Genomic DNA, 12780 nt, shown 5'->3' on the forward strand with positions numbered 1-12780 from the left:
CGTGCGGAGAAACGCTCGCGGGCCGGGTGGAACTCCGTTCGAACGGAGTTCGGGCGTGATGGGGGGGGGATGAGCGGCGTGGTAGGTGGTGAGGACAGCCGGTAGGGCAGGCGGGCGGCCAGGCAGCCAGCCGCCGGGGCCCGGGGCCGGACTCGGGCTAGAGCTTCACGCCGAGGCGGTCGGCGATGGCGCGGCGCGCGTTGGCCGCGTAGCGGTCGACGCTCTCGGTCTGCTGCACAGGCGCGAGTTCGGTGCGCAGGGCGGTCGCGAGCATCCGGTCGGCCAGTGCGGGGTTCATCGGCAGCACGGGGCCGTGCAGGTGCGTTCCGATGGCCGCGGCCAGCGCGACGCCCTCGGTCTGGCCGCCGTCGTTTCCGGTGCCGCTGACGACCTGGCCGAATGGCTCAGCACCCTCCAGCGTGGTCGTGGCCGAGTGGTTCTCGAAGCCGGCCAGCGTTCCCTGCGCGGTGCGCACGACGATCTCGCCGACGTGCCTGGCCGCGCCCAGCTGGGCGCGCGTCGGGAAGACGCCCGCCCCGGCCAGACGCTCGCCGTCGGCCGTGACCAGTTCGGTGCCGAGCAGCTGCCAGCCTCCGGCGATCGCCAGGATCGGGATGCCGGCGTCCCGCCAGTCCCGCAGCGCCGGGGCGATGCGCTGCACGTCCGCGAGCACCGCCCGTTGCGACGAGAGAGGGCCGCTGCCGATGTGCACGATGTCCACAGACTCCGGCAGCACGCCGCCGACCGGATGACGGACGACCTCGGCGTCGATGCCACGCCAGCGGGCGCGCTCGACCAGGGCCGTCACGTTCCCGGCGTCGCCGTTGATGCCCAGCTCGGCCGGGTAGAGGTGCAGGATGCGCAACACGCTCATCGTTCGCCGCCCTCCAGGTCGAGGAAGCCGAGCTGCTTGCGGATCAGCATCATCTGCTCGTAGTTGACGATCATGGTCTTGGTGCCGGTCGCCGGCTTCGGCAGCGCGAGGAACGCGGTCAACGCCGGCTTCAGCTCCGGCACGACCTGGTCGACCGGAATGCCCGCGTACGCGAACCGGGTGGCGAACTGCCACGCCTTCGTGCCGGAGACCACATCCACGTGCTCGATCGACGAGAGGTCGATGTCGTAGACCCACGACGGGTCCGGCGTTCCCTCGTCGACGGCCACGAAGACCTGCTCGGGCGGCGCGCTGAGGTAGTCGAGGTTCAGCTGCAGGCTCGGCGGGTTCTTCATCATGATGATCTCGATGTCCTCGTCGCCGACCCGCAGGGTCTCGCCGCGGCCGTAGACCGTGCGCAGCGACGACATCGCGGCCACCACGGCCTCCGGGCGGAACCGGTCGCCGAGCAGGCGGCGGGCCATCGCGGTCGCACCGGCCGCATCCACGGCGTAGTGCAGTCCGCGGGCGGGTAGGGCAACCTGCACGCTCTCGCCGCCGAACGCGAGGCGCGCACTGCGCGCGTCCAGTTCGCTGACGAACACGGACGGCACGGGAAGCGCTCCCGCCGGCACGCCGGACACGTCCTTGACGTTGGCGAGCCCGTTCGGCGACGCGTCGATGATCGACGGTGCCACCGCGAACGTCGACACGTCACGGCCCTCGGCGAGCAGTTCTGCGCCGACCCGCGCGAGGCTGTCGTCGTCGGCGTTCACCACGACGAACTCCGACGAGGATGCGCCGATCGAGCGGAGCATCCCGACCACCCTGGTCGGCTCGAAGAACCGGTTGAGCTGGTCGATCTGCACGTTCAGCAGCAGCGAGCCCCGTGGCTTCAGGATGGTCGCCAGGTCGACGCCGTACGCCTCGTCCACCTCGATCACGCCGACGTCGGCGCGCACGCGTCCGTCCAGCGGGACGGTGGCGAGCAGCGCGGACGCGATCCCCTGCGGGAGGTTGCCCCCCGACGGGTTGGTGAACACGGTCAACCCGTGCTCGCGCAGGATGCCCGTGAGCATGTTCGTCGTGGTCGACTTGCCGTTCGACCCGGAGACGAACACGACGCCGAGAGGAAGCTCGGCGACGGCGCGTTCCAGGAACTTCGGCGCGATCGCGAGCGCGACGCGTCCCGGCACAGCCGAGCCGCCGCCGCGCAGGCGCAGCAGCCAGCGGGCGAGACGACCGGCGACGACCGCTAGCCTGTAGCGCACTCCCCCGGCCTACTCGAGGTAGTCGCGGAGCGACTGCGACCGGGACGGGTGGCGGAGCTTCGCCATCGTCTTCGACTCGATCTGACGGATGCGCTCACGCGTCACCCCGAACGTGTCACCGATCTGGTCGAGCGTCTTCGGCATTCCGTCGCCGAGCCCGAAGCGCATCCGGATCACTCCGGCCTCGCGCTCCGAGAGCGAGTCGAGGAGGCTCTCGAGCTGCTTCTGCAGCATCGTGAAGCCCACAGCGTCGGCCGGGACGACCGCCTCCGTGTCCTCGATCAGGTCGCCGAACTCGCTGTCGCCGTCCTCGCCGAGCGGGGTGTGCAGCGAGATCGGCTCACGGCCGTACTTCTGCACCTCGATGACCTTCTCGGGGGTCATGTCGAGTTCACGGCTCAGCTCTTCCGGCGTGGGCTCGCGGCCCAGGTCCTGCAGCATCTGCCGCTGCACACGGGCCAGCTTGTTGATGACCTCGACCATGTGCACCGGGATGCGGATGGTGCGGGCCTGGTCGGCCATCGCGCGGGTGATCGCCTGACGGATCCACCAGGTGGCGTACGTGGAGAACTTGAAGCCCTTGGTGTAGTCGAACTTCTCGACGGCACGGATGAGGCCCAGGTTGCCTTCCTGGATGAGGTCGAGGAACTGCATCCCGCGACCGGTGTACCGCTTGGCGAGCGAGACGACCAGTCGGAGGTTCGCTCCGAGCAGGTGGCTCTTGGCCCGCTGGCCGTCGCGCGCGACCCACTTGAGCTCGCGCTCGAGCTCACGCGGCATGTTCGGCGTGTTGGCGAGCTTGTCCTCGGCGAACAGGCCGGCCTCGATCCGCATCGCGAGCTCGACCTCCTCCGCCGCGTTCAGCAGGGCGACCTTGCCGATCTGCTTCAGGTAGTCCTTGACGGGGTCTGCCGTGGCGCCGGTGATCGTGGTGGAGTACACCGGGATGTCGTCGTCCTCGTCGACGGCGCGGAGCACGAGTGCTCCCGTCGGCAGGGGCTCGTCGGCCGCAGCGGGCTTGGCGTCGTCGTCGTCCGACTTCTCTTCCGCGTCGTCGCTGTCGTCGGCTGCTGCCTCGACCTCGACCTCCGCGGTCTCCTCTTCGTCGATCTCGACGGCGTCGTCGTCGCCAAGCTCGTCGTCGCCCTTGGCCTTGCTCGCGCCCTTCTTGGCGGTCGTCTTCGCGGCCGCCTTCGCAGGGGCCTTCTTCGCGGGAGCCTTCGCTGCCGTCTTCTTCGCTGCCGGAGCGGCCTTCGCCGCCGTCTTCTTCGCTGCGGTCTCAGTGACCTCGGCCTCGGTGACCTCGGCCCCGGTCACCTCTGCTTCTGGAGCTTTCGTTGCTGCACGGGTTGCCATGTGAACACCTTTCATACCAAGCGGAGGGGCCGAGAATCCGAAGCGCCTTGGCCTGGCTCAGGTTGCGTGCGGACATTACTAAGACCCATGTCAAGTCCTGGGTCTGTGCGCGGTGCAGTTTTCCATGCTCCGAGCCCCTGGATATGAACGGGTCCGATCAACTATTATTGCACGATTCATGGCCGCCCCCGACCATCGGTGCTCCGCCGCCGCCCAGCCGCTTTCAGCCGGCCGCCCCTCGTCCGCGTCTCTTCCACGCGTCAGAGAGTAGAACCCACAACGGGGCCACTTCTATTCCCTCGTCCTCGGACAACAGGCGGCGGGTGCGGCGTCTCGCACGCACCAGGAATCCGACGCCGATGCCCACGATCACGTACTGGATCGCGAACGCCCAGCGGAACGCATCCAGGGCATACAGATCGGATGCTCCCCCCGCAGCGACGCGGGCGGCGTTCTGCCCGTCGAGCGCCAGCCCGATCAGGAACATCATCACGAAGCTGGCGAGGAAGCCGCCGACGTTGACGATGCCGTTCGCCGAGCCGAGGCTGCGCAGCGGGTTGGAGGTGCGGGCGAAGTCGAACCCGATCAGGGAGCCGGGTCCGCCGATCCCGATCGCGATCAGCAGCACGATCAGCAGCCAGAGCGGCGGCGTTCCCGGCCAGAGCAGCACCACGGCCCAGACAACGCCCATCATGGCGACGATCCCCAGCACCAGGTTGCTGCGCCGCAGCGGGTGGCGCGCGGTGAGCACGCCCAGGATGGGACCGGAGATGAGACCGGCGACCACGGCGACGATCAGCAGCCCGGACGCCTCCGCCGGGTCGATCCCGAGCGCGAACACCATGAACGGCAGCCCCCACATCAGGCTGAACACGGTGCCGGAGGACTGGGTGACGAAGTGCGACCAGAAGCCGAGCTGCGTGCCCGGCCGCGCCAGGCTCACCCGCAGCTGCCGGATGGACTCGCCCCAGGTGGCGGGACGCGGGCCCTCCGACGAGCCGACCGGCCTGTCCGAGATCGCGGCGACGATGCCGACGAGCGCGATCACCGAGAGCGATGCGGCGCTGAGGAACGCGGTCGTCCATCCCGCCTGGTGCAGGATGATCGCGAACGGGATGGCGGACAGCACCTGGCCCAGCTGGCCGATGTTGCCGATCCACTGGGACAGCTGCGGCACCAGGCGCCCGCGGAACCACGAGTTGATCAGGCGCATCAGCGAGGTGAACACCGTCGCATCCCCTGCCCCGACCAGGATGCGCCCCAGGATGGCGACCCCGATGGTCGGCGCGAACGCCACGGTTACCTGACCGACGATCATCAGCGCTGTGCCCACCGCCATCAGCCAGCGCGAGCCGACCCTGTCGATCAGCACGCCGACCGGGATCTGCATGGCGGCGTACACGATCAGCTGCACGACGGCGAGGGTCGAGAGCACGGACGCCGTGCTGTGGAAGCGCTCGGTCGCTGCTACTCCGGCGACGCCGATGCTCGTGCGCTGCATGACCGCGATCAGGTAGGCGAAGACGCCGATCCCGAAGATGAGCCAGGAGCGCCGCGAATTCACTCCTCCAGCGTATTACCGACCACGCCGGCCGGGATGCGCGTCAGGACGCGGTGGGCCCGTTCTCCTCGTCGCCGTGGCGGCGGAACGCGAGGAAGTTCTCCAGCTCGGCGGCGATCTCGTCCGCGCTCGGCAGCTCGCCATCGCGGTCGGTCAGCGGCGACCGCAGCTGGTTGTCCTCCATATAGCTGTCGTGCCGCTCCTCGAGCGTTCCGACCAGCCGGCCGAGCTCGGCGTTCGAGTCGACCTGCTCGTCGATGTTCGCGATGAACTCCCTGTCCTCCTGGCGCAGCCGGTCGGTGGGGAAGATCAGCCCGGTGGCCGCGCTGATGCTGTCGAGCGCGGCGATGGCGGCGGCGGGGTACTCGGTGTCTGCCAGGTAGTGCGGGATGAGCAGGATGAACCCGGCGATCGGGTACGACAGCTGCTGCAGCCGGAACTCGAGCAGGTGCAGCGCGTTGGCCGGGACCTGCGTGTGCGGCTTCCAGATCGACATCGAGTCGATCAGGTCGGAGCGGTTGCCGCTGACGGTCACGCCGATCGGGCGCGTGTGCGGCACCGGCATCGGGATGGAGTGCACCCAGGTGACCGACTTCACCTTGAGCCTGTCGATGAGGTCGAGGATGGCCTGCGTGAACCGCTCCCACTGGAAGTCGGGCTCGAAGCCGGAGAGAAGGAGGAACGGCTGACGCAGCTCGTCGTACGCGAGGTAGAGCTTGAGCGTTGCCGGCTGGTAGTCGGTGAGGTGGTCCTGGTCGAAGTAGATGATCGGCCGGCGGGCACGGTAGTCGAGCAGGATGTCGGCGTCGAAGGTGGCGACCACCTCGTTGTCGAGCGTTCCGAGCAGATAGGTGCCCAGCTGGCTGACGCCGGAACCCGCGTCGGCGAACCCGGTCAGGCCCGCGACCAGGTTGAGGCCAGCGGGCACCTCCGAGAGGGCCGCGTTGAGCTCGTACAGGTCACCCGGATCGCGCATATTTCAACTCTAAGCCGCCCGTTCCCGGCGGACCCTGCGAACCGGCCCGGAAGGCACACGCCCACAGCGAACACGGCTGCCGGTGCGTGGCAGCGGCTAGATTCGAGGCATGACCGTCCCTTCTCTCACGCTCTCGTCCGCCTCCGCCGTGTCCCCGTCCGGTGACGTGCTCCTGATCGGCGCACGCGCATCCGGTGGCTCCGTCGACGTTGTGGCGAGCACCGCCGTCGACGCCGCCGTGACGGCCGCGGGCGATGTCGCCGCGCAGCTGCAGGCCGTCGGCTTCGGAGGAGGACGGGACGAGCTGGTCCGGCTCCCCGGCGGCGCCGGTGGGCCGTCGCTCGCGGTGATCGGACTGCCGGAGACCGTGGATGCCGACGCGCTGCGCTACGCGGCGGGCAGCGGCATCCGCCAGCTCGCCGGCACGGCGGCCGTCACCGTCGCGCTGCCCGCGGACGGCGACGAGCAGCTCGCCGCGGTGCTGGAAGGCGCTGCCCTCGGTTCGTACGCGTTCACGACGTACCGTGAGGCATCCAAGGCATCTGTGAAGGCGCCTGTCGCAGCCATCGAGGTCGTCGGGACGCCGGACGACGCATCCGGGGCGGACGCACGCGACGCGCTCGTCGCCCGCGCCGCTGCGGCAGCGGAGGCCGTCGCGCTCGTCAAGGACCTCGTCAACACGCCGCCGCTCGACCTCTACCCCGCGACCCTTGCCGACGCTGCGGAGCGCGCGGCGTCCGGGCTGCCGGTGGATGTGCGGGTCTGGGACGAGAAGCAGCTCGAAGCGGACGGCTTCGGCGGCATCCTCGGCGTCGGCCAGGGCTCGACCCGCCCGCCGCGGCTCGTCAAGGTCACGTACTCCCCCGCCGGAGCGGCCAAGCACCTCGCGCTGGTCGGCAAGGGCATCACCTTCGACACCGGTGGGCTGTCGCTCAAGCCGCCGACCGGGATGGTCGGCATGAAGTACGACATGACGGGAGCGGCCACCGTGCTCGCCGTCGTGCTCGCCGCGGCCAGGCTGGAACTGCCGGTGAAAGTGACCGCGTGGCTCTGCATCGCGGAGAACATGCCGTCCGGGTCGGCGATCCGGCCCAACGACGTGCTGCGCATCCGGGGCGGCAGGACCGTCGAGGTGCTCAACACCGACGCGGAGGGCCGCCTGGTGATGGCCGACGGCCTGGTCGCTGCGAGCGAGGAGCGCCCGGACGCGATCGTGGACGTCGCGACCCTGACCGGAGCGGCGATGGTCGCCCTCGGCACCCGCTACGCCGCCGTCATGGGCGACGACGAGCTGGTCGGAGACGTCGTCGACGCCGCGAAGACGTCCGGCGAACTCCTCTGGCCGATGCCGCTTCCCGGCGAGCTGCGCGCGACCATCAACTCCGAGGTCGCGGACATCGCCAACGCCAACCCCGGAAACACCGCGGGAGGGATGCTGCTCGCCGCCGTCTTCCTCCAGGAGTTCGTCGGGCGCACCGGCGATGCTGAGGATTCGCCGCGCATCCCGTGGGCCCACCTGGACATCGCGGGACCCGCCAAGGGACCCGCCTCTCCCTACGGTTTCACCGGGAAGGGACCGACCGCCGTCACCGTGCGCGCCCTCATCCGGTTGGCCGAGGACTTTTCCCGGAAGTAGTAGGGTCGTATGGGCAAGAAAAATTCTTGCCGCAAACAAACGCCTGCCCACGAGTGACCCCTCGGGGCAGGGTCGTGTCACGAATCCTGATGCGCGAGGGAGTAGCTGGGTGTCTGAGCAGAACTTTGACATTGTGGTGCTCGGCGGTGGGAGTGGAGGCTACGCAGCAGCGCTGCGTGCGGCCGAGCTCGGTTTCACCGTTGGGATGATCGAGAAAGACAAGGTCGGAGGCACCTGCCTGCACCGAGGATGCATTCCCACCAAGGCCCTGCTGCACGCGGCCGAGGTGGCGGACTACTCCCGCGAGTCGTCGAAGTACGGCATCGTCACGGAGTTCCAGGGCATCGACATCAACGGCGTGACGGAATACCGCCAGGGCATCGTCGCCAAGAAGTACAAGGGACTGCAGGGCCTGGTCAAGGCGCGCAAGATCACGGTCATCGAGGGTGAAGGTCGCCTGACCTCCCCCACCACGGTGCAGGTCGGCGACGACACCATCGTCGGCAAGAACGTCATCCTCGCCACGGGCTCGTACTCGCGCTCGCTCCCCGGTCTCGAGATCGGCGGCCGTGTCATCACGAGCGAGCAGGCCCTCGAGCTGGACTTCGTGCCCAAGAAGGTCGCCGTGCTCGGCGGCGGCGTCATCGGCGTCGAGTTCGCGAGCGTCTGGAAGTCCTTCGGCGCGGACGTCACCATCATCGAGGCCCTCCCGCACCTCGTCCCCAACGAGGACGAGACCATCAGCAAGTCGCTGGAGCGCGCGTTCCGCCGCCGCGGCATCGACTACCGCCTGGGCGTCCGGTTCTCCGGCGTGACCCAGAACGACGACGGCGTCGTCGTGACCCTCGAGAACGGCGACACGGTCGACGCCGAGCTTCTGCTCGTCGCCGTCGGCCGCGGCCCGTCGACCGCCAACCTCGGCTACGAGGAGGCGGGCATCACGCTCGACCGCGGCTTCGTCATCACCGACGAGCGCCTCCAGACCAGCGTCCCCGGCGTCTACGCCGTCGGCGACATCGTCCCCGGCCTGCAGCTCGCCCACCGCGGCTTCCAGCAGGGCATCTTCGTCGCGGAGGAGATCGCGGGCCTCAACCCGATCATCGTCCCGGATGTCAACATCCCGAAGGTCACCTACTGCGACCCCGAGGTCGCATCGGTCGGCCTCACGGAGGCCAAGGCCGTCGAGCAGTACGGCGCTGACAAGGTGTCGAGCTACGACTACAGCCTCGCGGGCAACGGCAAGAGCGAGATCATCGGCACCAGCGGCTCCGTCAAGGTCGTCCGCGTCGTCGACGGCCCCGTCGTCGGCGTCCACATGATCGGCGCCCGCGTCGGTGAGCTGATCGGCGAGGCACAGCTCGCGGTCAACTGGGAGGCATACCCCGAAGACATCGCCCCGCTCGTCCACGCGCACCCCACGCAGAACGAGTCGCTCGGCGAGGCCTTCCTGTACCTCGCTGGCAAGCCGCTGCACACCCTTTAGTCCGCCGCCGGTCGGCGCGACTGCAATAAACTACTGAACGAATTGGTTTGAAGGAGACAAGCTCATGAGCGAATCCGTCAGCCTCCCGGCACTCGGCGAGAGTGTCACGGAAGGCACGGTCACCCGCTGGCTGAAGAACGTTGGCGACCGTGTCGAGGTGGACGAGCCCCTGCTCGAAGTCTCGACCGACAAGGTCGACACCGAGATCCCCTCCCCCGTCGCGGGCGTCATCGAGGCGATCCTGGTGCAGGAGGACGAGACCGTCGAGGTGGGCACCGCGCTCGTGACGATCGGCGACGGCTCCGGCGGAGGCGAGGCCCCGGCCGCGCCCGCCGCTGAGGCCGAGGCCGCTCCGGCGGAGGCTGCTCCTGCTGCTGAGGCTGCGCCGGCTCCTGCTGCTGCTGAGGCCGCACCGGCACCTGCTGCTGAGGCGGCTCCGGCTGAGGCCGCTCCGGCCGCCGCACCGGCGCCCGCTGCTGAGGCTGCGCCGGCTCCTGCCGCGGAGGCCGCTCCGGCCCCCGCCGCCGAGGCTGCTCCGGCCCAGGCTGCCCCGGCTCCCGCCGCGGAAGCCGCACCTGCGCAGGCCGCACCGGCACCCGCCGCTGCGCCCGCACAGGCCGCACCTGCCGCTGCTGCTCCCGCCGCCGCACCCGCTCCGGCTGCTGCTGCGGCCCCCGCTGCAACTCCGGCCCCGGCCGCTGCTCCGGCAGCATCCGGTGGCGCGCACGCCGGCAACGCCGGCTACGTGACCCCGATCGTTCGCAAGCTCGCGAACGAGCAGGGCATCGACCTGTCGACCGTCACCGGCACCGGCGTCGGTGGGCGCATCCGCAAGGAGGACATCCTCTCCGCGGCTGCCGCACCCGCCGCCTCCGCTGCATCGTCCTCCGCTGAGGCCGCCCCGGCTCCCGAGGTGTCCCCGCTGCGCGGCACGACGCAGCCGATGTCGCGTCTGCGCAAGGTCGTCGCCGAGCGCGCCGTCGTGTCGATGCAGTCGTCCGCTCAGCTCACATCGGTGGTCGAGGTCGACGTGACCAAGGTCGCGGCCTTCCGCGACAAGGTCAAGGCCGACTTCCAGTCGAAGACCGGCGTCAAGCTGTCCTTCCTCCCGTTCTTCGCTCTGGCCGCCGCCGAGGCGCTGAAGACGTACCCCGTCATCAACGCCACCATCGACGGCGACTCGATCGTCTACCCGGACCACGAGAACATGTCGATCGCCGTCGACACCGAGCGCGGTCTGCTCACCCCTGTGGTGCGCAACGCGTCCGAGCTCGACCTCGCGGGCCTGGCCAAGGAGATCGCGGACCTCGCAGAGCGCACCCGCGAGAATCGTCTGAAGCCCGACGAGCTCGCCGGCGGCACGTTCACGCTGACCAACACCGGTTCGCGTGGCGCGCTGTTCGACACCCCCGTCGTGTTCCTCCCGCAGGTGGCCATCCTCGGCACCGGCATCGTCACGAAGCGTCCCGTCGTCATCTCGGCTGACGGAACCGACTCGATCGCGATCCGCTCGACCGTGTACCTGGCCCTCTCGTACGACCACCGGATCGTCGACGGCGCCGACGCGTCCCGCTTCCTCGTCGCGGTCAAGAACCGTCTCGAGGGCGGCAACTTCGAGGCGAACCTCGGCATCTAGTCACTGTCACGGGAACACCTCCCGCAGACGCCACCCGGCCTCGCTCCTGACCATCAGGAGCGAGGCCGGTTCGCTTTTCGGGGTGCGTGCGCGATCCGGTGCCACGGACACGAGCGCCGCCGCACCCCAGCGCTGCACGAGCTCGACGGCGGCTCCGGCGTAGTCGTACCCGTCGGCGGCCGTCCCGTCCTCGATCGCCGCCCGGTCGGTCGCGGCCATCGGCGAGCCGTCCTGGACGAGCTCGTCCACACACGAGACCTGCCGCACGCGTGCGGTGAAGCACGTGTGGCGGGCCCGCAGCAGATGTGTGGCAGCGGCCACCGGCTCGCCGGGCACGGTGGATTCCGTCTGCGCAGCGGTGGAGTTCGCTCCCCCGGCTGTTGTCGCGCCGTCGGGCTTCGCTGGTGGCGTGGGGAGGTGGGACGCGTCCAGCGAACCTTCTGACGTTGGTGCGCGAGCTGAGGGTGTTGCCCCGCTAGGCGAAGACCGGCCGTTCGACCCGGGCGTGCTGGGCGAGCCGGAGGTTTCGGCTGCGGACGGTGCACCAGTCGCGGAAGATGCACCAGTCGCGGACGATGCACCGGCGCCGGCAGAGGATTCGGACGACGTGTTCTGAGCCGGACCGCCTGGCAGCAGGAGGAGCGCGGCGCCGACGACGACGGCCGGGATCAGCACAATCGCGACGAGTTTCTTCCGCACTGCGAACCAGCTGCGAACACGCTCTGCGACGTGCGCGATGGGTCTGCCGTCCAGGAGAAGGTCGCTGAGCTCCGCGGCCGGTTCGAACGCCGAGACCGGGTTCAGCGCTGAGCTCGACACGGGGTGCACCATCGAGGTTCGCGGAAGCGAGGTTCGCGGAAGCGAGGTTCGCGTCGCAGACATCCGCCCGTTCGAATCGAACGACTGACGCGGAATGGTGTCGTGCAGACGGTCCGACGCCGCTGCGACCTGGCCAGACACAGGCTCGCGGCGGCCTGTGGGCTCAGCGTGACCATTGACCAGGCTGAGGCCCGCGTCGATCAGTTCCGTCGGCAGGGCACGGCCCCGGATCCCGCTGAGGCCCGCGTCGATCAGTTCGCCCTGCGATCGTCGCGGCGCACCCGGTGGCTCGTCCGCCTCACCGGGTGGGAGGGCACTCGGTGCCACAGACGGTGGACGCGGCGCGTGCGGTGTTCCCGACTCCGTCACCCGCACCACGCCCGGCTCGATCGTGGCCAGCACACCAGCCAGCACCCGCTCCCACACGACGGTGGGCGGGTTGTCGCCACCGGAGCGCGGCGGCGCGAGTGCCGCATCCACCGCATCCAGCAGCCGCCAGCCACCCGGCGCAGGGACGGCCGCGCAGAGGTGCTGCGCCACCGCGCGATACGCGAGCCGGTCCGCCGCGGCGCTCGACTCCGTCAGTGGGCAAGCTCGGCGGAGGGCGTCGATGGCCGGACAGCCGTCGCGGCGGAAGACCACGCCCTCGAGGGCGAGGCCGCTCGCCGACCATCCGGCCTCGTGCAGGGCGCCGAGACCGGACGCGACCCCGATCAGGATGGTGGCCGCCTCGTCTGCGCGGATCAGGCGGCGCCGGGCGAGTAGGGCGGCAAGGGTTCCTCCTGGTGCGTGTTCCACGATGAGCCAGCCCTCCGGCAGACCGCGCGCGACCTCGCCGCCCAGAACGCCCACCACGTGCTCCGAGCGGGCGTCGCGTCTGGCCGTGGCCTCCCGCGCTGTCGCGTCCGCAGCATCCACGCCGGTGCGGAGGCAGGCCACCACGGGATGCGCCTGTTCCGGCGCCCGGATCAGCTGCCGCAATTCGTCCGGCTCGGCCGACAGCGTGCCGAGCACCTGCCAGCCCCTCTCCCTCGCCCGGGTGGCGGCGAGGCGGGCGAGGTCGGGCGCGCGGCTCAGCAAGGGTGGGCGGGACGTCTTCGGTGCAGTCGGCATGAACCAATTCCAAAGCATGCGGAACCCTCACGACGCGGCGCACCCAAACCCGTGG

Annotated in this window: 9 protein-coding genes; 3 read left to right on the forward strand and 6 right to left on the reverse strand. The window is 70.0% G+C overall.

Features of this window, described 5'->3' with window-relative positions:
• Window positions 1-157: 157 nt before the first annotated feature.
• The 5 genes from B7438_RS02790 to B7438_RS02810 form a co-directional block, all read right to left on the reverse strand.
• A complete protein-coding gene (locus B7438_RS02790; protein WP_085367838.1) occupies window positions 158-874 on the reverse strand; it encodes a type 1 glutamine amidotransferase in 717 nt (238 codons plus the stop codon).
• Window positions 871-2145 carry a MurT ligase domain-containing protein gene (locus B7438_RS02795; protein ID WP_085367840.1) on the reverse strand — a complete coding sequence of 425 codons (1275 nt, stop codon included), beginning with the start codon at window positions 2143-2145 and terminating at the stop codon, window positions 871-873. The genes B7438_RS02790 and B7438_RS02795 overlap by 4 nt, the downstream gene beginning before the upstream one ends.
• Window positions 2146-2154: 9 nt before the next feature.
• Window positions 2155-3501, reverse strand: coding sequence for an RNA polymerase sigma factor (locus tag B7438_RS02800; protein WP_085367842.1), 1347 nt, complete (start codon window positions 3499-3501; stop codon window positions 2155-2157).
• A gap of 223 nt (window positions 3502-3724) precedes the next feature.
• The gene (locus B7438_RS02805) at window positions 3725-5065 is read right to left on the reverse strand and encodes a nitrate/nitrite transporter (RefSeq protein WP_085367845.1); all 1341 of its coding nucleotides are present in this window, start codon (window positions 5063-5065) and stop codon (window positions 3725-3727) included.
• 40 nt (window positions 5066-5105) lie between these two features.
• Window positions 5106-6038: a proteasome assembly chaperone family protein gene (locus B7438_RS02810; RefSeq protein WP_085367847.1), complete on the reverse strand. Its 933-nt coding sequence runs from the start codon at window positions 6036-6038 to the stop codon at window positions 5106-5108.
• A gap of 109 nt (window positions 6039-6147) precedes the next feature.
• On the opposite strand from B7438_RS02810, the gene B7438_RS02815 reads away from it, so the two are divergent.
• The 3 genes from B7438_RS02815 to sucB all read left to right on the forward strand — a co-directional run bounded on the left by B7438_RS02815 (window position 6148) and on the right by sucB (window position 10793).
• Window positions 6148-7674 (forward strand): leucyl aminopeptidase, encoded by a 1527-nt coding sequence (locus tag B7438_RS02815; RefSeq protein ID WP_085367849.1) that lies wholly within the window; start codon window positions 6148-6150, stop codon window positions 7672-7674.
• Window positions 7675-7783: 109 nt separating this feature from the next.
• Complete coding sequence (gene lpdA, locus B7438_RS02820; protein WP_085367851.1) at window positions 7784-9157, forward strand: dihydrolipoyl dehydrogenase; 1374 nt, start codon at window positions 7784-7786, stop codon at window positions 9155-9157.
• Window positions 9158-9221: 64 nt separating this feature from the next.
• On the forward strand, window positions 9222-10793 hold the full coding sequence (sucB, locus tag B7438_RS02825) for a 2-oxoglutarate dehydrogenase, E2 component, dihydrolipoamide succinyltransferase (RefSeq protein ID WP_085367853.1): 1572 nt from the start codon (window positions 9222-9224) through the stop codon (window positions 10791-10793).
• Between the two features lie 6 nt (window positions 10794-10799).
• On the opposite strand, the gene B7438_RS02830 is transcribed toward sucB, so the two are convergent.
• Entirely contained in the window at window positions 10800-12725 is a 1926-nt protein-coding gene (locus B7438_RS02830; RefSeq protein WP_143465556.1) for a hypothetical protein, read from the reverse strand.
• Window positions 12726-12780: the final 55 nt, after the last annotated feature.

The organism is Leifsonia sp. NCR5, assembly GCF_002105485.1.
GTDB lineage: Bacteria > Actinomycetota > Actinomycetes > Actinomycetales > Microbacteriaceae > Leifsonia.

Coding starts and splice junctions, on each gene's coding strand:
- B7438_RS02790 (WP_085367838.1), bottom strand. CDS start 874: ATGAGCGTGTTGCGCATCCTGCACCTCTACCCGGCCGAGCTGGGCATC.
- B7438_RS02800 (WP_085367842.1), bottom strand. CDS start 3,501: ATGGCAACCCGTGCAGCAACGAAAGCTCCAGAAGCAGAGGTGACCGGG.
- B7438_RS02810 (WP_085367847.1), bottom strand. CDS start 6,038: ATGCGCGATCCGGGTGACCTGTACGAGCTCAACGCGGCCCTCTCGGAG.
- B7438_RS02815 (WP_085367849.1), top strand. CDS start 6,148: ATGACCGTCCCTTCTCTCACGCTCTCGTCCGCCTCCGCCGTGTCCCCG.
- sucB (WP_085367853.1), top strand. CDS start 9,222: ATGAGCGAATCCGTCAGCCTCCCGGCACTCGGCGAGAGTGTCACGGAA.
- B7438_RS02830 (WP_143465556.1), bottom strand. CDS start 12,725: ATGCCGACTGCACCGAAGACGTCCCGCCCACCCTTGCTGAGCCGCGCG.